Origin of the sequence: Janthinobacterium sp. ROICE36, from assembly GCF_002869965.1 — a bacterium.
Taxonomy (GTDB): domain Bacteria; phylum Pseudomonadota; class Gammaproteobacteria; order Burkholderiales; family Burkholderiaceae_D; genus Janthinobacterium.
The window spans coordinates 1-18456 of the sequence record NZ_PEBS01000025.1 but is presented as its reverse complement, the minus strand read 5'-3'; the positions used below and the strand labels follow the sequence as shown (position 1 = coordinate 18456).

Below are 18456 nucleotides of genomic sequence, written 5' to 3'. Positions count from 1 at the left end.
CGCTGTGGGACCTGCGACGGTTTTGTCGGACGTGCTAATTTGATAAAGAATAAGGGCTGCAAGGCCTGGAAGGATATTTTATGAAGATCAAAGTATTGATCGTGGATGATTCGGCGCTGATTCGCAGCGTCATGACGGAAATCGTGAACAGCCAGCCCGACATGGAAGTGGTGGGGGCGGCGCCCGATCCGCTGGTGGCGCGCGAGATGATCAAGCAGACCAACCCCGACGTGCTGACCCTCGACGTCGAGATGCCGAAGATGGATGGCCTGGACTTCCTGGAAAAACTGATGCGCTTGCGTCCGATGCCGGTGCTGATGGTGTCGTCGCTGACCGAGCGCGGTTCGGAAATTACCATGCGCGCGCTGGAACTGGGCGCCGTCGATTTCGTCACCAAGCCAAAGATTTCCATCCAGAGCGGCATGCGCGAGTACACCGACATGATCGCCGACAAGATCCGCGCCGCCTCGAAGGCGCGCATCCGCGCGCGCACCCTGCCGTCGGCTGGCGACAGGGTGGCCGCACCGCTGCCTGCGCTGCGCAGCCCCTTGACGTCGAGCGAAAAGCTGATCATCGTGGGTGCTTCCACGGGCGGCACGGAAGCGATCCGCGAATTTCTGATGCAGATGCCTTCGGATTGCCCCGGCATCCTGATCACGCAGCACATGCCGGAAGGCTTTACGCGCTCGTTTGCGCGCCGCCTCGATTCACTGTGCAAGATATCGGTGCAGGAAGCGGCAGGCGGCGAACGGGTGCTGCCCGGCCATGCCTACATCGCGCCCGGCCATTCGCACCTGACCTTGACGCGCAGCGGCGCCAATTACATGACCAAGATCGACCAGGGCGAACCGGTCAACCGCCACCGCCCTTCGGTCGATGTGCTGTTCCGTTCGGCCGCGCAATCGGCAGGCAAGAATGCCGTTGGCGTGATCCTGACCGGCATGGGCAAGGATGGCGCACAAGGCATGTTGGAGATGAAGGCTGCAGGAGCGTATAATTTTGCGCAGGATGAAGCCAGTTGCGTGGTGTTCGGCATGCCGCGCGAGGCGATCGCCATCGGTGCTACGCATGAGGTTGGCGCTTTGACGGCGCTGCCCGGCATGGTGCTGGGACACCTGGCTGCGCATGGCATGCGTGCTTTGCGCGTGTAAGCCACGTTTTGTATGATCTGGGGCAAGTTTGTTCGCCTAAAAGCAACGAAAATGCTATCCTACGACTTGCTGCCGTAGTGTCGACCATAATGTCGGCATTCATGTCGATATTATTAACAAACCGCTACAGAAACAACGGAGTTATTCATGGCTGATCCAAAGATGAAATTTTTAGTCGTTGACGATTTTTCGACGATGCGCCGCATTGTCCGGAATCTGTTGAAGGAACTGGGTTATGCCAACGTCGATGAGGCGGAAGACGGCGTGATGGGCCTGGCCAAGCTGCGCGCGGAATCCTACGATTTCGTCGTCTCGGACTGGAACATGCCTAATATGGACGGCCTGACGATGCTGCAGCATATTCGCGCCGATCCCGCACTGGCCAAGCTGCCCGTGCTGATGGTGACTGCCGAAGCGAAAAAAGAAAACATCATCGCCGCCGCGCAAGCTGGCGCCAGCGGTTATGTTGTCAAGCCGTTCACGGCCGCGACCCTCGATGAAAAGCTGAACAAGATTTTCGAGAAGCTGGAAAAAGCCGGCGCCTGATCACGGTTTGAACCGCTTCAAAAAAACGCTGCCAGTGCGAACGGGCAGCGTTTTTTTCGTCGGCATGGACCTTGCTTACACCAAGCCGCCGTTGGCGCGCAAGGTTTGTCCATTCACCCAGCGGCTATCCGGCCCCGCCAGGAAATCCACGGCGGCGGCGATGTCGTCTGGCGTGCCCAGGCGCTCCAGGGCGGCCATCTTGCTCATGCGTTCTATCGTTTCTGCCGTCTTGCCGTTCAAGAACAGGGCCGTGGCCGTGGGGCCGGGGGCGATGGCGTTGACGGTGATGTTCTTGCCGCGCAGTTCCTTGGCGAAGATAGTCGTCATCGTCTCGATGGCGGCCTTGCTGGCACCATAGACGGAATAGCCGGGCAGGGCGAGGCCAATCACGCTGGTCGAGAAGTTGACCACGCTGCCGCCCTGGCTCAGGCGCGTCGCCGCCTGGCGCATGCTGTTGAAGCTGCCCTTGACGTTGACGGCGAACAGGCTGTCGAAGGTGGCATCATCCGTGTCGACCAGGGCAGGCAGCGCGGGCGGCATGATGCCGGCGTTGTTGATCAGCACGTCGCCCGCATCGGCGACGTTGGCCTTGACCGCAATGGCGCTGCCGCCTCCTTGCCCCTGGCGTAATTGACGACGAGCTGCATGCCGTCGCGGGCCAGGCGCCCGTGACGATGGCGACCCTGGCTGGGGTGAGTGTGGTATGCAGCATGCTCTTCCTGATGGGTGGGAGGCCCGCGCGGTGTTTCTGCGAGCCGGTCTGGCGATTGTGATCTTTATTGTTGCGTGGATAAAGATCGTTGGAATGGTTTTAGTGTGCAATCCAGATTAACCATCCTGTTCAAACCACTGCGCCGGTGGCCTGGCAAAAGCTGCCATGCAACTAGTTGCGAAGTGGAATGAAATATTTCTAAAAGTTAACTTTACACGTCAACTAAAGTGCCTCATGATCGCTGCATTATTCCACCTCTGTCCCCGCCCCCGACAAGAAGGAGCGCAATATGCGCCGAACACCCGTATTATTCTTTGCCCTGAGCACGGCCTTGTTGGCAGCTTGCGGCGTGAGCCTTGAGCAAACCAGCGTTGCACCCGCCGTCGTCGAGGTGCAGCCCGACGACGCTCAGGAGTCTGCCATGCAGCAGGCAGCCGACGGCGATGGCCGGCATGCTTATCTGCACCGCGTGGGTGGCCATGATTATGTCAGCCTGAGCCAGCATGGCCCGCAGGATGGCTTGCCGATACGCACGGGGGCGCAGCGCGGTGCGCGCGCCATCCGCCTGCTGGCAGCCGATCCGGCCCAGGCACGGGCCATCCTGCGCAGCCTGAGGCTGCCTGCGAACCAGCGCAAGCTGTGGGCGGGAGAGGAAATCGTGCTCGATGCAGCCAGCTATGACTTGCTGCAAGCGGCACGCGGCCATCACAAGCCGCTGTTTGCCGAGCTCAAGTTGGTAGGGCTGGAGAAGTAGGCGGAGAAACGGGGCCGAACGGCCCCGTTGTGACAATGCTTAAATTTCCAGGTTGTCGATCAATCTGGTTTGTCCCAGCTTGGCGGCGGCCAGCACCACCAGCGGTTCCCCTGCGGCCAGTTCGGCGGCGCTCGGTGCTTGCAGGTTGGCGCGCTTGCGCACGGCGATGTAGTCCGATTTCCAGCCGCGGCTATCGAGCAGCTGCATCGCTGCCTGTTCCAGTTCGTCCACGACCAGGTTGCCCTTGCGCACTTCCTCGGCGACAAAATTGAGACCCTTGAACAGTTCCGGCGCTTCTGCCCGTTCACTTTCCGACAGGTACATATTGCGCGACGACAAAGCCAGGCCATCGTCGGCCCGGTACGTTTCGGCGGCGATGATTTCCGTCGGCAGCGCGAACTGGCGCGCCATGTTGCGGATGATCATCAGTTGCTGGTAATCCTTCTTGCCGAACACGGCCACTCTTGGTCCCACGCAGGAAAACAGCTTGGTGACGACTGTGCACACGCCTTCGAAGAAGCCGGGGCGAAATTCCCCTTCCAGGGTATTGCCCAGGTCATCGGGCGGGCGCACGCGGTATTCCTGCGGTTCCGGGTACAGTTCCTTTTCCGTCGGCGCGAACAGCACGTAGACGCCTTCCTTTTCCAGCTTGGCGATGTCGGCCGCCATGGTGCGCGGATATTTTTCGAAGTCTTCGTTCGGGCCGAATTGCAGGCGGTTCACGAAGATCGAGGCGACGACGGGGTCGCCATGCTTGCGCGCCAGGCGCATCAGCGACAAATGGCCTTCATGCAGGTTGCCCATGGTGGGGACGAACGCCGTGCGCAGCTGTCCGCTGAGCTGGTCGCGCAATTCTTCGATGTCGGAAATAATTTTCATGGATTGCTTTCGCTAAAACCCCGTTGTACGGTGGTCAGTGACAAAGGGAGGGGATCAGGCGGGCGAATACGCCAGCCGGACGTAGATGGGGGCAAACGGTTCTGCCTGCGTGATTTCGATCAGGGTTTCCTTGGCCAGTTCCAGCAGGGCCACGAAGTTGACCACCACCACGGGCACGCCGCCGGCAATGTCGAACAGCTCGCTGAACTCGACAAAGCGCGACGATTGCAAGTGGCGCAGGATGCTAGACATGTGCTCGCGCACGGACAGTTCCTGGCGGCTGATGCGGTGATGCTGGGTCAGCTTGGCGCGTTTCAGCACGTCGAGCCAGGCCTGCTGCAAGTCCACCGGTTCCACGTCGGGCCAGGTGGGCGTCAGGCTTTGCTCGATGAAAATCTGCGTGCGCACGAAATCGCGCTCGAACTGGGGAATGGCGTTCAGGTCGTAGGCGGCCAGCTTGATCTGTTCGTATTCGAGCAGGCGGCGCACCAGTTCGGCACGCGGGTCGCCGCCATCTTCCTCGACGTCGCTCTTGCGCGATGGCAAGAGCATGCGCGACTTGATCTCGATCAGCATGGCCGCCATCAGCAGGTACTCGGCGGCCAGTTCCAGGTTGCGCACGCGGATCTGGTCGACATATTTCAGATATTGCAGGGTCACCTGCGCCATCGGAATATCGAGAATGTTGAAGTTTTGCTTGCGTATCAGGTAGAGCAGCAAGTCGAGCGGGCCTTCGAAGGCTTCGAGGAAGATTTCCAGCGCGTCCGGCGGAATGTACAAATCCGTCGGCATGCGCAGCATCGGCTCGCCATACAGGCGGGCGATGCCCAGGGGATCGGCGGCGGGCGCCGCGTCCGTGCTTGCAGATGCTGCAGGGTCGCCGCTGCCGTCGCCGTCGGCGACAGCTTCGGGCGACGCGATGACTGCACCGGCACCGCAAGCGTCGGCTTCCGGCGTCACTGCAGACTCTTCAGGCAACATCGTGCCGGTTCCAGATCTTAGTTCTTGTTCTGGTAAACGTAAGCCTGTTGCTTGACAGCCGATGCCAGCTGGCGTTCCTGCTCATCGATGCTGACGGCCGGCTTGTCCCACAACAGGGCGCGGCCTGCTTGCTGGCCCGCTTCCATGCCAGGATTCTTGGCCTTCAGTTCGGCGATGAACAGGGTGTGGTCGGATACGTAGTTATTGTGTTTTGCAGGCAGTTTCATATTCTCTTCTGAGTGTCTTATAAGTAAGGTCAGCCGGCCGTATTTTACCGCGCCGTGTCGCTTGGCGGGTTGTCGTATCGGCAAGTCCGGGGGCGAAATTGCTAAAAATCAATAACGCAACAAACGCCGCATCACCATCGGTGCCGGTTCGGCGGGGTTGGCGTGCGAATATTCCAGTTCTTCGGCCAGCTCGAATTCAAAGGCGGCATAAAAATCGATCAGTTTGCGCTGGTCACGCCGCACCGCCAGACGCAATTCCTCGGCCTGGCACGACAGGCCGTGATGAATAATGGCTTCCAGCAAATGCTGCGAGACGTGGCTGCCCCGGTAAGCGGGCAGCACGCCCATGCGTGAAATCTTCCAGATGGCCGGGTCGCTGTCGAGCGGCATCCAGCGCAGCGAACCGGCTGGAGTGTCGTCGATCAACAACAGAAAACCGCCGCCATGGCACAGCTGGGCTTGCACCTGCTGCGCCGTTTCGTGGTGTCCACTGGACGAGGCCGCGACCTTGCCGGCCCACGCAGCGCGGGTCAGTTCGGCCATCAGCTGTGCATCGGCATTCTTTGCTTCGCGCACCACGAAATTCATCATCGGTCCTTGTGGAGGCTTAGCGGATGCGCATGCCAGGTTCGGCGCCCGGCCACGGGTTCAGGATGTAGATGCCTGGATTGGCCTTCTCGTCGGAGGCGGAGGCGGCCATGACCATGCCTTCGGAAATGCCGAACTTCATTTTGCGCGGCGCCAAATTGGCCACCAGCACCGTCATCTTGCCGACCAGCTCTTCCGGTTGATACGCCGAACGGATGCCGGAGAACACATTGCGCAAGCGGCCTTCGCCCGCGTCCAGGGTCAGGCGCAGCAGCTTGTCGGAGCCGTCCACCAGTTCGCAGTTGACGATCTTCGCGATGCGCAAGTCGACCTTGAGGAAGTCGTCGATCTTGATCTCGGGCGCCAGTTCTTCGATGGCGGCAGCGGTGGCAGCTTCAGGCGCTGCAGCGTCGTTGGCGGCGTCGCCGGCCGGCGCGGCAATGGCGGGGGCTGCTTGCGGCGCGTCAAACAGCGCTTCGATCATCTTTGCATCCATGCGCGTCATCAAGTGGCTGTAGGCGCCGATGGTGCGGCCCAGCATGCTGTTTGCGACGGCGTCGCCGAACACTTGCGTATCCGCCCAGCTGAACTCGGCGTCGTTGAGGAACGAGGCCACGTTCTTCGCCACGCCCGGCAATACCGGCGACAGCAAAATCGTCAGCTGGCGGAACAGGATCAGGGCCGTGGTGCACACGTCGTGCAACTCGGCTGTCTTTTCGACATCCTTGGCCAGGATCCACGGCTTGTTTTCATCGACATACTGATTGGTGATATCGGCGATTTCCATGATTTCGCGCAAGGCCTTGCCGAATTCGCGGTTCTCGAAGTGCGCGGCGATGCTGGCCTGGCGCTCGACGATGACGCCGTTCACGTCCACCGTCAGCGCGCGGTTGATCCAGCTTTGCGCGCCTTCCGACAGCGTTGATGCCAGCTTGCCGTCGAAACGCTTGGCGATGAAGCCGGCGCAGCGGCTGGCGATGTTCACGTATTTGCCGATCAGGTCGCTGTTCACGCGGGCGACAAAATCTTCGCCGTTGAAGTCCAGGTCTTCCACTTTCGAGTTCAGCTTGAAGGCGATGTAATAGCGCAGCCATTCCGGGTTCATGCCCAGGTCCAGGTAGCGCAGTGGCGAAATGCCCGTGCCGCGCGATTTCGACATTTTCTCGTTATTGACTGTCAGGAAGCCGTGGACGTTGACTTTCAATTTGTCGATCACGGGATGGCCGGCAAATTTCAGCATGGCGGGCCAGAACAGCAAATGGAAGGAAACGATATCCTTGCCTATGAAGTGAATTTGTTCCGTGGCAGGATCATTCAGCAGGGCGTCGAAATCGAGGCCTTGCTTGTCACAATAGTTTTTCAGGCTGGCCAGGTAGCCGACGGGCGCGTCCATCCACACATAGAAGAACTTGCCCGGCGCATCGGGAATCGGGATGCCGAAGTAGGGCGCGTCGCGCGAGATATCCCAGTCAGCCAGCTTTTCGCCCGCTTCGCCCAGCCATTCGCTGACCTTGTTGACCATTTCCGGCTGCAAGCGGCCTGGCGTATTCAGCCAGCTTTTCAGGAATTCGAAGCAGCGCGGGTCGGACAGCTTGAAGAAATACTGTTCCGACGGTTTCATCACGGGCGTCGCGTTGGTAAGCACGGAGAACGGGTTGACCAGGTCGGTTGGCTGGTAAGCGGCGCCGCACACTTCGCAATTGTCGCCGTACTGGTTCTTGGCGCCGCATTTCGGGCATTCGCCCTTGATGTTGCGGTCGGCCAGGAACATGCCTTTGACGGGGTCGAAGAAGCGGTCGACGGTTTTCGTGACGATCAGGCCCGTATCGCGCAGCTTGCGGTAGATAGCTTGCGACAAATCGACGTTTTCCGGCGAATCGGTCGAATACCAGTTGTCGAAGGCGATATGGAAGCCATCGAGGTACTGGGCGCGGCCGGCCGCGATGTTGGCGACGAATTGCTGCGGCGTGATGCCTTCCTTTTCGGCGGCGATCATGATGGGCGTGCCATGCGTATCGTCGGCGCCCACAAAGTGCACTTCACGGCCGGCTGCGCCATCGCGTTGCATTCGCTGGAACCGGACCCAGATATCAGCCTGGATGTATTCCATGATGTGGCCAATGTGAAAAGCGGCGTTTGCGTAAGGCAGGGCAGTGGTGACGAACAGCTTGCGAGTCATGATTGATGCACTTTTGGGATGGATAATAGGGCATTTTAACAGCGGAAAGGCAATATGAGCAGATGCAGCGCTGGCAAGTGATGCTTTTGCCGCCATCGCGCCATGCAAATTTGCGCTAGACTGCGCGTATTGCATATATGTAGTACACACGGAGATTTACATGAGCATCACAGTAGAAGACGTCAAGGCCGCGCTGGCCCAGGTTATTGATCCAAATACACATAAAGATTTCGTTTCCAGCAAAACCGTCAAGAATCTTAAGGTCGATGGCAATGACATTTCGCTCGACATCGAGCTGGGCTACCCCGCCAAAAGCCAGATCGACTTGATCCGCACATCCGTGCTGGCCGCGCTGCGCGTGCTGCCGGGCGTGGGCAATGTCAGCGTGGGCGTGTCGTCGAAAATCATTTCGCACACGGTGCAGCGCGGCTTGAAGCCGATGAGCAACGTGAAGAACATCATTGCGGTGGCTTCCGGCAAGGGCGGCGTTGGTAAATCGACCACGGCCGTCAACCTGGCCCTGGCCCTGGCCGCCGAAGGCGCCACCGTCGGCATGCTGGACGCCGATATCTATGGACCGTCGCAGCCGATGATGCTGGGCATCAGCGGCCAGCCGAAGACCTTGGATGGCAAGAGCATGGAGCCGATGGAAAACCACGGCCTGCAAGTGTCGTCGATCGGCTTCATGATCGATCCGGACGAACCGATGGTGTGGCGCGGCCCCATGGTTACGCAAGCATTGCAGCAATTGCTGGACCAGACCAACTGGCGCGACCTCGACTACCTGATCGTCGACATGCCGCCAGGCACGGGTGACATACAATTGACCTTGTCGCAGAAAGTGCCCGTCACCGGCGCCGTCATCGTCACGACGCCGCAGGACATCGCGCTGCTGGATGCGCGCAAGGGCCTCAAAATGTTCGAGAAAGTCGGCATCCCTATCCTCGGCGTGGTGGAAAACATGAGCACGCACATCTGCTCAAACTGCGGCCATGCGGAAGAAATCTTCGGCGCGGGCGGCGGTGCAAAGATGTGCGCCGACTTCGGCGTGGAATTCCTGGGCGCCTTGCCGCTGACCATGGCGATTCGCCAGCAGACCGATTCCGGCACCCCGACCGTGGTGGCCGAGCCCGATGGCCCCGTTGCCGAGATCTACAAGCAGATCGCCCGCACCATCGCCATCAAGGTGGCGGAAAAGGCAAAGGATATGACCAGCAAGTTCCCGTCGATCGTCATCAAGAACGACTAGCGGCTGGGCGGCCTTGCAAACCTACTGCGCAGCTCACTTTCGGGTCGGCGTTACTCACCGTACTAAAGTACGGTTGCGTTACTCAACCCGACATTGAGCTTGCTCGCTACGGTTTTCAAGGCCACCGTGGCACTGTTGAATTTATCCATGGGGTTAACTGCTCCCTGGCGCCAGTGTCAGCGGGAATGTGTTTTCATGCAGTCCGTGCTGTTACTAAACAAGAGGAGACATCATGCACTTGAACACTGTATTCCTGCGCCAAGCCGCAGCCGTGGTTGTGGGCAGCCTGCTGGCCGCCAGCGCCTTGGCCCAATCCGTGTCGTTCGTGGAACCGGCTGACGGCGCCACTGTCAGCAGTCCGTTCAAGGTGAAGTTTGCGCTCAAAGGCATGGACGTCAAGCCGGCCGGCGACATGACGGCGAAGACGGGGCACCATCATCTGCTCATCAATATGGGGCCGATGAAGGCGGGCGAGATGATACCGATGGATGATAAACATTTGCATTTCGGCAAGGGGCAGACGGAAACGGACGTCACCTTGCCGCCGGGCCAATACACCTTGACCATGCAGTTCGCCAACGGCGCGCACCAGTCGTATGGGCCGGAATTGAGCAAAAGCATCAAGGTGACGGTCAAGTAAGCGCGCATATTGATTCATGTCGGCATCAGGCCGGGTTCCAGCGATGGTGCCCGGCCTTTTTCATGCTCGCGTTTCTTGTCATGATTGCGTCATATCGTTTGCGTATGCTGCCCGGTGGCCTAACTTTGGATGAGTGCATATGAGCAAGAATTTCTCCCTTTCCCGGCAGCTGGCGCAGGCCTTGCTGCTGGTGGCCAGCATGGCGGCGTGCCAGGCGAATGCGGCCAAGGTGCTTCCTGCCGCTGCTGCTGCCACTGCGGCGCAGCCGAAGCTGGTGGTGGTACTGGTGGTCGATGGCTTGCCGCAAGAGCAGGTGACGCGCTACCGCGAGCAGTTTGGCCAGGGCGGTTTGCGCCGCCTGCTGGAGCAGGGCGCGTGGTTCAGCGATGCGCACCAGGCGCATGGCATCACGGTGACGGCCATCGGCCACTCGGCCGTGCTGACGGGCGCTTACCCGTACCAGCATGGCGTGATCGGCAATCACTGGATCGATCCCGTGACGAAGAAATCCGTGTACTGCACCGAGGATGGCAATTTCCACTACATCGGCGAAGAAACGAAACCGGACGACGGCACCTCGCCCGTGAAACTGCGCGTGAGCACCCTGGGCGACGAGCTGCGCTATGCCACGGGCGACAAGGCCAAGGTCGTCACGGTGTCGGGCAAGGACCGCGGCGCCATCCTGCTGGCGGGGAAAACGGGCACCGCCTATATGTACATGGAAAAGACGGGCAATTTCGCCAGCAGCACCTATTATATGCAGCAGCATCCGCAATGGGTGCAGCGCTACCAGGCCAGCAAGCCGCAGGACCGCTATTACGGCAAGAGCTGGACGCCGCTGCTGGCCGATTTTGCTTATGCGCGCGACGGCCGTGATGATCTGGCGCCGGCCAAGCCGGGCACGCGCAACACCTTCCCGTTCGCCTACTACAGCGATAGTGGCAAGCTCGATGACGAGTACTACAGGCGCTTGAAGTCCGGCCCCTTCCTCGATGAATTGACGCTGGAATTCGCGCGCGCCGCCATCGATGGCGAAAACCTGGGCCGCAACCCGGCCGGCGTGCCCGATATCCTGGGCGTGAGCCTGTCCGCGCACGATTACGTGAACCACGCCTACGGCCCGGAAAGCAAGATGTCGCATGACCACCTGCAGCGCCTGGACCGCATGCTGGCCAGCTTCTTTGCCGACCTCGATAAAAAAGTCGGCATGGACAAGGTACTGGTGGTGCTGACGGCCGACCATGGCTTTGCCAACGTACCCGAATTTACGGAAGCGCGCGGCGGCTTTTCCGCCAAGCGCATCGACGGCGACAAGCTGGTCGCAAGCCTGAACCAGCACCTGGCCACTACCCTGGGCGTGGACAAGCTGGTGACGACATCGTCGCTGCCGAATATCTACCTCGATTATGCGCTGGCGGAAAAGAGCGGCGTCCATCGCGCCGCCCTGGAAGACGCGGCGGCCCGCTTCCTGCTGCAGCAGGACGGCCTGGCGCAAGTCTACACGCGCACGCAGATGGAAACGGGGGCGGTGGCCACGCGCATGGACACCCTGATGCGCCGTGCCTGGAACCGCCAGTTGTCGGGCGACCTGATGGTAGTCACAAAGCCGGCCTGGTACTTTGGCAAGGGCGTTGGCGGCACCTCCCATGGCTCGCCATACACGTATGACACCAACGTGCCGCTGATGGTCTACGGCCCCCGCTGGATCAAGCCGGGCGCTTATGGTCAGTACGCGGAAGTGGTGGACATCGCCCCGACCCTGGCCCATTTGCTGCGCATACGCCAGCCATCGGCGTCGGAAGGGCGGATTTTGACGGAGGCGGTGCGGTAGGTCGGTTACAGCAGCCAGTCGATCGGCAGCACCGACAGAATCGCCACTCCCAAGCGCTTCCACACGCTGGTGCCGGGTTCCGTGTCGTAGCGCGTGGTGGCGCCGCTGGCGTCGCGGGCGATCCAGTACAGCGCGCCGTCGTCGCCTAGCCGCACCTGGTAGGCGCGTTGCGGGATGGTGCTGCGCATGGCTTGCCCCAACTGGCTGGCCAATGCTGGGCTGTCGATGACAAGGCCCATTTCCGTGTTTAATGCGATCGAGCGCGGATCGAAGTTGAACGAGCCGACAAAGATGCGCTGGTCATCGACGGCAAAGGTCTTCGCATGCAGGCTCGATGCGGAGCTGCCCAGGTGGCCAGGCTGCGCGCGCGCGTCGCCCCGTTCCCACGAGCGGCGCGATTCATACAGCAGCACGCCCGCTTCCAGCAGCGGTTTCCTCCATTTTGCATAACCGGCATGCACGGCCGCCACGTCGGTCGCTTCCAGTGCATTCGTCAGGATGCGCACGCCCACGCCTTTTCTTGCCAGGTCGGTAAAGGCCTGCGTGCCGGCTTTGCCGGGCACGAAATACGGCGACACCAGGTCGACTTCCTTTTCCGGCACGCCCAGCAGGTTTTGCAGGTTTTCCGCCACGCCCGTGCCTGGCCGTGCCTTGTCCAGCACTTTTGCCGGGTCGTCGCTGACCATGCGCGTGCGCGCCCATTCGAAGGGCAGGGTGCGTTCCATCATCTGCTTGACGAAGGGCGAGGTACGCAGCGCCTGCACGTATTCGTCGGCCGCCTGGGTGTCGTCGATGCGCTCCGCTTCGGCGGCGATGGTGGCCGCGTCGCCCTCGACCGGGCTGGTCAGCAGCAGGCTGGCCGGGTAGGCCGAGGCGCTGTTCCAGTAGCGGTCGAAATCCTGCGAGACCTCGTCGACGACGGGGCCGACGGCCAGCACGTCCAGGTCGGCAAACAGCACATCGCCGGCCGCGCCGAAGTATTCATCGCCCACATTGCGCCCGCCCACGATGGTGGCCTGGTTATCGGCCGTAAACGATTTGTTGTGCATGCGCCGGTTGAGGCGCGAAAAATCCGTGGCAAAGGCCAGGGTGCGCGGCGAACGTGGAACAAAGGGATTGAACAGGCGGATTTCCAGGTTCGGCTGCTTGCCCAGCATGGTCAAAGTCTGGTCCAGGCCTGCCGTGTTGTTATCGTCGAGCAGCAGGCGCACGCGCACTCCCCGTTCGGCCGCCTGGCGCAGGGCGTCGAACAGCAGGGTGCCGGTAATGTCCTTGTGCCAGATGTAGTACTGCACGTCCAGGCTGCGCTGGGCTGCGGCGGCCAGCAGGGCGCGCGCGGCAAAGGCGTCGCGCCCGTCGACCAGCGGATAAATGCCGGAGACGCCGGGATGCTGCGCCACCAGGGGCGCGATGGCCGTAGCCAGTTGGGTGTGCTTTGTGTCGGCGATGACGCTGGAGGGTACGCGGCCTTCCAGTGTAGGCAGCGCAGCGCAGCCGGCAAGGACGGCGGACAGCAGCAGAGGCAGTAGCAGACGGGTGGCGCTGCGGAAGGGGAGTACTTGGGCGGGCATGGCGGGCTTTCATCGAATACCCCGATGTTAGCAGATGCGCATGCCCGCACGCGGGCGAGGTTTTAGAGTTGTTCCAGCGCGATCAGCTCGGCCACCGTCTGGCGGCGGCGGATCAAACGGGATTGCTCCCCATCGACCAGGTATTCGGCCGCATGGGGGCGGCTGTTGTAGTTCGACGACATCGACGCACCATACGCGCCCGCGCCTTCGAAGACGACATAGTCGCCTACCTGCGCTGCGGGCAACAAGCGGGTTTCCACCACGCCGCCATCGCGCTGGGTGAAGACGTCGCCCGATTCGCACAGGGGGCCGCCCACCACGGTGGCGCATGCCGGGTTGGCATCGAGAGCGCGGCCGTCATGCGCAATCACCGACATTTCATGGTAGCTGCCGTACATGGCGGGGCGCATCAGTTCATTGAAGCCCGTATCTAACAAGGTGAAGTGCTTGCCGCCCATTTGCTTGGTGGCGCGCACTTCGGCCACCAGCAGGCCCGCATCGGCCACCAGGAAGCGGCCCGGTTCGATTTCCAGGTGCACGGCGTGGCCCAGGTGCGCCTCGATCTGCTTGCGCGCCGCATCCCACAGCTGGAAGTAGTGGTCCGTGTCGACCGGCTGCTCGCCTTCGCGGTAGGGCACGGACAGGCCGCCGCCCGTGGAAATGGCTTCCAGGTCATGGCCCATGTTTTTCACCAGGTCGACCATGGTGCCGCAGACGGTTTCCAGGTGGCTGTAGTCGACGCCCGAGCCGATGTGCATGTGCAGGCCTACCAGGTGCAGTCCATGGGTGCGGATGACGGCCAGCGCCTCTGGCAGCTCTTCATGCCAGATACCGTGCTTGCTGTTTTCGCCGCCCGTATTCGTCTTGTTGCTGTGGCCATGGCCATAGCCGGGATTGATGCGCAGCCAGACGCGGTGGCCGGGCGACACTGGGCCCAGCTGGCGCAACATGTCGACGGAGCCGCAATTGACTTCGATCTTCGCCGCCGCCACGCGCGCCAGGGTGGCGCGGTCGAACAGGTCGCAGGTGAATACCAGGCCGGCCGCGCCATGCGTTTGCGCCGGCGTAAAGCCTGCCTGCAGCGCGCGCTCGATCTCGCCCAGCGAGACGGCGTCCACGTGCACGCCCGCCTCGCGCATCAGGGTGAGCAGATGGATGTTCGAATTGGCTTTTTGCGCGAAGCGGACCGTGTCGAACTGTGCCAGTTGGGCCACGCGCGCGCGGATGGTGGCCGCGTCATACACCCACAGGGGCGTGCCGTGTTCCTGGGCGAGTTTGGCGAGGGTCTGGTCGTTGACGGGCTGCATCGTGTGCTTTCGGCGGAATGAGGGAATGACTGCATGATGGCCGATTGTGCATCGACTATAAAATATCTATTTAAGCCTACCTTATTCATTTATGATATGGCATGACCATCTCCTTGCGCCATATCGAAGTGTTCCGCGCCATCATGACGACGGGTAGCGTGACGGCCGCCGCCGCCATGCTGCACACGTCGCAGCCCACCGTCAGCCGTGAGTTGGCGCGCCTTGAACATTTGACGGGCTTGATCCTGTTCGAGCGCGAGCGGGGGCGGCTGCGCCCCACGGCCCAGGCCCTGCAGCTGTTCGAGGAAGTGCAGCGCGCGTATTTCGGCCTGGAGCGCATCGTCAGCACGGCGGCGGCCTTGCGCCAGTTCGACCAGGGGCAGTTGTCGATCGCCTGCCTGCCCGTGTTTTCCCAATCGCTGCTGCCGCAGGCGTGCAAGCGCTTCGTCGCCGACTTTCCGAACGTGAGCATCAGTATCACGCCGCAGGAGTCGCCGCTGCTGGAAGAGTGGCTGTCGGCGCAGCGCCACGACATCGGCCTGACGGAAGTGGGCAATGCGCCTCCGGGCACCGCGCTCGATACCCTGATGTCTGTCGATGAAGTGTGCGTGCTGCCCGATGGTCATGCGCTCGCCAGCAAGGCCGTGCTTGCGCCGGCGGATTTCGCTGGCCAGCCTTTCATCAGCCTGGCCGCCGTCGACCCCTACCGCCAGCAGATCGATGCCATCTTTGCGCAGGCCGGGGTGGAACGGCGCATGGCGCTCGACACGCACAGCGCCGCCTCTGTCTGCGCCATGGTGCGCGAAGGCGTGGGGCTGGCCATCGTCAATCCGCTCACGGCGCTGGACTACGCGGGGCAGGGCTTGCAGATCCGCCGCTTCGGCGTGTCCTTGCCGTTCACCGTGAATCTCGTGAAACCTTTGCACCGGCCCTTGTCGCAACTGGTCGCCCTGTTCGAGCAGGCGCTGCATGCGCAGGCGGACGAGGTGAAAAGGCGGCTGCTGCAGCTGTGACGGCGCTTATGGAGCGGCGGCGGTCAACAGAGTAAAATGGCGTTTTACTTATTCAAGCCTGATTACCTCGATGACCACAACCGCTACTCCCGTCCGCACCCGTTTCGCTCCCAGCCCGACCGGCTATCTGCACCTGGGCGGCGCCCGCACCGCTTTATACAGCTGGGCGTATGCCCGCCACTTCGGTGGCACCTTCGTGCTGCGCATCGAAGACACGGACGTGGAGCGCTCCACGCCGGAAGCCGTGCAAGCCATCATCGAAGGCATGAAGTGGCTGGGCCTGGACCACGACGAAGGCCCGTTCTACCAGATGCAGCGCATGGACCGCTACCGCGAAGTGGTGGCGCAGATGCTGGCCGAAGGCACTGCCTACCATTGCTACTCGTCGCCGGAAGAAGTCGAAGCGATGCGCGAGCGCATGCGCGCCGCCGGCGAAAAGCCGCGCTACGACGGCACCTGGCGCCCGGAGCCGGGCAAGACCCTGCCGGCCATCCCTGCCGACCGCAAGCCCGTCGTGCGCTTCAAGAATCCGCTCGATGGCGACGTGACGTGGGACGATGTCGTCAAGGGCACGATCACGATTTCCAACCGTGAGCTGGACGACCTGGTGATCGCTCGTCCGGACGGCACGCCGACGTATAACTTCTGCGTGGCAGTCGATGACTGGGACATGCAGATCACGCACGTGATTCGCGGCGACGACCATGTCAACAACACCCCGCGCCAGATCAACATCCTGCGCGCCATCGGCGCACCGCTGCCGCTGTATGGCCACCTGCCGATGATTTTGGGTGCGGACGGCGAGAAGCTGTCGAAGCGCCACGGCGCCGTCAGTGTGATGGATTATCCGGCGCAGGGCTTCCTGCCGGAAGCGATGCTGAACTACCTGGCGCGCCTGGGCTGGAGCCATGGCGACGATGAAGTGTTCTCGACCGAGCAGTTCTGCGAGTGGTTCAACCTGAACCACCTGTCGAAATCGGCGGCCCAGTTCAACAATGAAAAACTGGCCTGGCTGAACAATCACTATATCAAGCAGGCCGACAACACCCGCCTGGCCGACCTGGCGCGCCCGCAAATGGCCGCTGCCGGCGCCGTCTTCGAAGGTGCGCCTGACCTGGCACAAGTGCTGGGCATGATGAAAGAGCGCGCCAATACGGTCAATGAACTGGCTGCCGCTTCGATGCTGTTCTTCCGCGCGCCGCAACCGGAAGCGGAACTGGCGGCGCAGCACATCACGGATGCCATCAAGCCCGTGCTGGCGCAGTTTGCCGAGCGCATCGCCACGGTGGAGTGGAGCAAGGAAGCTGTGGCCGCCATGATCAAGGAAGTGCTGGCCGCCAACACCATCAAGATGCCGCTGCTGGCCATGCCCTTGCGCCTGATTTTGACGGGCCAGCTGCAGACGCCGGCCATCGACCAGGTGGTGGTGATCTTCGGCCGCGACACCGTGCTGGCGCGCCTGGCAAAGTGGCTGTAATCGACGCGTAAAAATAGTGTGCGGAAACCGCCCCTATGAAAAGTTGCTCATAGACGAAAAAGGGTATTTGCAGAGTGAAACTTCTTTGCTATACTCTTGTTTCTGCACCAACGGGGGTATAGCTCAGCTGGGAGAGCGCTTGCATGGCATGCAAGAGGTCAGCGGTTCGATCCCGCTTACCTCCACCAGCAGCAAAATCGCAGTCAGGTTTTGTTAGTCGTTGAAGTGGTGCAGAGGTTGTTTGGAAGTTCCGCGGTCCCCATCGTCTAGAGGCCTAGGACATCACCCTTTCACGGTGAGTACAGGGGTTCGAATCCCCTTGGGGACGCCAGGTAGTTGTGGTATAGTAGTGGCAGTTGTTTGTACTGATTGTTGTAAGTTCAGGCCCGTAAAAAACAGGTTCTGGATGGAAAGCAAGTAGTGGAACAAAGTCGCCAAGTGCGGCTTTTATTATTTCTGCGCCCGGGGGTATAGCTCAGCTGGGAGAGCGCTTGCATGGCATGCAAGAGGTCAGCGGTTCGATCCCGCTTACCTCCACCAACAGCGCAGAAGTAAGGTAGTAAACTGCAGTTCCGTGGTCCCCATCGTCTAGAGGCCTAGGACATCACCCTTTCACGGTGAGTACAGGGGTTCGAATCCCCTTGGGGACGCCAGTTCGGTCTGGTGTTGTGGTAGTGAAGAAGTAGCAGTGTTTCTGCGCCCGGGGGGTATAGCTCAGCTGGGAGAGCGCTTGCATGGCATGCAAGAGGTCAGCGGTTCGATCCCGCTTACCTCCACCAATTAGCGCAGAAACAGGTAAGTAAAGTAGTGAATAAATCAAAGTCGCATCTAGCGGCTTTTTTTATTTTCGTCAGCGACTTCCTCGCTCGGGGGAAATATTGCTAAGCTGTTAGCGCGCTTGCATGGCATGCAAGAGGTCAGCGGTTCGATCCCGCTTACCTCCACCAACAGCGCAGAAATCACATGATAATCAAAGTCGCCTTGAGCGGCTTTTTTTACGTCTGCGAATTAATCGCCATACCCCTCGGGGGAGTGTGGCTAGCTGTTAGCGTGCTTGCATGGCATGCAAGAGGCCAGAGTTAGCTCCCGCTGACCTCCACCAGCAGCGCAGAAAATGGGGGGGGGGGGCTTGGGAGTCGAGTTTGATCCCTGTCGCGCCACGATTTGCGTTGCTATCAAGTTCGCATGTTTGGGTGGCTAGTTTTTTCTAGTGAGGTGACTTGGTGTTGGCGCCGACCTAAAATTGACCCACCGCGCCGATCCAAATTTGACCCAGGGCGGGGTGCTGCATTCTTGAGTTGCAGCTGTGGATAAGTGTACCAAATAGCGAAGTGGAATTCGTGGAGGGCGA

The 18456-nt window shown here is 60.9% G+C and carries 15 protein-coding genes, 5 tRNA genes and 1 pseudogene; 13 read left to right on the top strand and 8 right to left on the bottom strand.

What is annotated here, in order from left to right:
• Window positions 1-80 precede the first annotated feature (80 nt).
• Window positions 81-1151 (top strand): protein-glutamate methylesterase/protein-glutamine glutaminase, encoded by a 1071-nt coding sequence (locus CSZ94_RS12470; RefSeq protein ID WP_071078256.1) that lies wholly within the window; start codon window positions 81-83, stop codon window positions 1149-1151.
• Window positions 1152-1298: 147 nt separating this feature from the next.
• Complete coding sequence (gene cheY, locus CSZ94_RS12465; protein WP_010396677.1) at window positions 1299-1697, top strand: chemotaxis response regulator CheY; 399 nt, start codon at window positions 1299-1301, stop codon at window positions 1695-1697.
• A gap of 75 nt (window positions 1698-1772) precedes the next feature.
• Here cheY and CSZ94_RS12460 read toward each other — a convergent pair.
• A pseudogene (locus CSZ94_RS12460) lies at window positions 1773-2362 on the bottom strand (SDR family oxidoreductase); the annotation flags it as partial.
• Window positions 2363-2698: 336 nt separating this feature from the next.
• Between CSZ94_RS12460 and CSZ94_RS12455 the strand changes: the two are divergent.
• A complete protein-coding gene (locus CSZ94_RS12455) occupies window positions 2699-3163 on the top strand; it encodes a hypothetical protein (RefSeq protein ID WP_146009795.1) in 465 nt (154 codons plus the stop codon).
• Window positions 3164-3202: 39 nt separating this feature from the next.
• Here the strand turns inward: CSZ94_RS12455 and panC are convergent, their stop codons facing one another.
• From panC to metG, 5 genes are all read right to left on the bottom strand, one after another.
• On the bottom strand, window positions 3203-4042 hold the full coding sequence (gene panC, locus CSZ94_RS12450) for a pantoate--beta-alanine ligase (protein WP_102121796.1): 840 nt from the start codon (window positions 4040-4042) through the stop codon (window positions 3203-3205).
• Window positions 4043-4096: 54 nt separating this feature from the next.
• On the bottom strand, window positions 4097-5023 hold the full coding sequence (locus CSZ94_RS12445) for a segregation and condensation protein A (protein WP_102121795.1): 927 nt from the start codon (window positions 5021-5023) through the stop codon (window positions 4097-4099).
• Window positions 5024-5040: 17 nt separating this feature from the next.
• On the bottom strand, window positions 5041-5250 hold the full coding sequence (locus CSZ94_RS12440) for a DUF3460 family protein (RefSeq protein ID WP_034778041.1): 210 nt from the start codon (window positions 5248-5250) through the stop codon (window positions 5041-5043).
• A 108-nt stretch (window positions 5251-5358) separates the two neighbouring features.
• On the bottom strand, window positions 5359-5838 hold the full coding sequence (locus tag CSZ94_RS12435; protein WP_102121831.1) for a GNAT family N-acetyltransferase: 480 nt from the start codon (window positions 5836-5838) through the stop codon (window positions 5359-5361).
• A gap of 19 nt (window positions 5839-5857) precedes the next feature.
• The gene (gene metG, locus CSZ94_RS12430) at window positions 5858-8017 is read right to left on the bottom strand and encodes a methionine--tRNA ligase (RefSeq protein ID WP_102121794.1); all 2160 of its coding nucleotides are present in this window, start codon (window positions 8015-8017) and stop codon (window positions 5858-5860) included.
• Between the two features lie 160 nt (window positions 8018-8177).
• On the opposite strand from metG, the gene apbC reads away from it, so the two are divergent.
• From apbC to CSZ94_RS12415, 3 genes are all read left to right on the top strand, one after another.
• Window positions 8178-9266, top strand: coding sequence for an iron-sulfur cluster carrier protein ApbC (apbC, locus tag CSZ94_RS12425; protein ID WP_102121793.1), 1089 nt, complete (start codon window positions 8178-8180; stop codon window positions 9264-9266).
• Window positions 9267-9498: 232 nt separating this feature from the next.
• Window positions 9499-9906, top strand: coding sequence for a DUF4399 domain-containing protein (locus tag CSZ94_RS12420; protein ID WP_102121792.1), 408 nt, complete (start codon window positions 9499-9501; stop codon window positions 9904-9906).
• Between the two features lie 139 nt (window positions 9907-10045).
• Entirely contained in the window at window positions 10046-11737 is a 1692-nt protein-coding gene (locus tag CSZ94_RS12415; protein WP_102121791.1) for an alkaline phosphatase family protein, read from the top strand.
• Window positions 11738-11742: 5 nt separating this feature from the next.
• On the opposite strand, the gene CSZ94_RS12410 is transcribed toward CSZ94_RS12415, so the two are convergent.
• Complete coding sequence (locus tag CSZ94_RS12410; RefSeq protein ID WP_102121790.1) at window positions 11743-13308, bottom strand: phospholipase D family protein; 1566 nt, start codon at window positions 13306-13308, stop codon at window positions 11743-11745.
• A gap of 62 nt (window positions 13309-13370) precedes the next feature.
• The gene (gene lysA, locus CSZ94_RS12405) at window positions 13371-14615 is read right to left on the bottom strand and encodes a diaminopimelate decarboxylase (RefSeq protein WP_102121789.1); all 1245 of its coding nucleotides are present in this window, start codon (window positions 14613-14615) and stop codon (window positions 13371-13373) included.
• Between the two features lie 101 nt (window positions 14616-14716).
• Here lysA and CSZ94_RS12400 point away from each other — a divergent pair, with 101 nt between their 5' ends.
• The 7 genes from CSZ94_RS12400 to CSZ94_RS12370 all read left to right on the top strand — a co-directional run bounded on the left by CSZ94_RS12400 (window position 14717) and on the right by CSZ94_RS12370 (window position 17884).
• The gene (locus tag CSZ94_RS12400; RefSeq protein ID WP_102121788.1) at window positions 14717-15628 is read left to right on the top strand and encodes a LysR family transcriptional regulator; all 912 of its coding nucleotides are present in this window, start codon (window positions 14717-14719) and stop codon (window positions 15626-15628) included.
• A 70-nt stretch (window positions 15629-15698) separates the two neighbouring features.
• On the top strand, window positions 15699-17105 hold the full coding sequence (gltX, locus tag CSZ94_RS12395) for a glutamate--tRNA ligase (RefSeq protein ID WP_102121787.1): 1407 nt from the start codon (window positions 15699-15701) through the stop codon (window positions 17103-17105).
• Between the two features lie 112 nt (window positions 17106-17217).
• Window positions 17218-17293, top strand: a tRNA-Ala gene (locus CSZ94_RS12390).
• 67 nt (window positions 17294-17360) lie between these two features.
• Window positions 17361-17436 (top strand) — tRNA-Glu (locus tag CSZ94_RS12385).
• A 133-nt stretch (window positions 17437-17569) separates the two neighbouring features.
• A tRNA-Ala gene (locus tag CSZ94_RS12380) sits at window positions 17570-17645 on the top strand.
• A 37-nt stretch (window positions 17646-17682) separates the two neighbouring features.
• Window positions 17683-17758: transfer RNA gene (locus CSZ94_RS12375), tRNA-Glu, on the top strand.
• A gap of 50 nt (window positions 17759-17808) precedes the next feature.
• A tRNA-Ala gene (locus CSZ94_RS12370) sits at window positions 17809-17884 on the top strand.
• The last annotated feature ends 572 nt before the right edge of the window (window positions 17885-18456 follow it).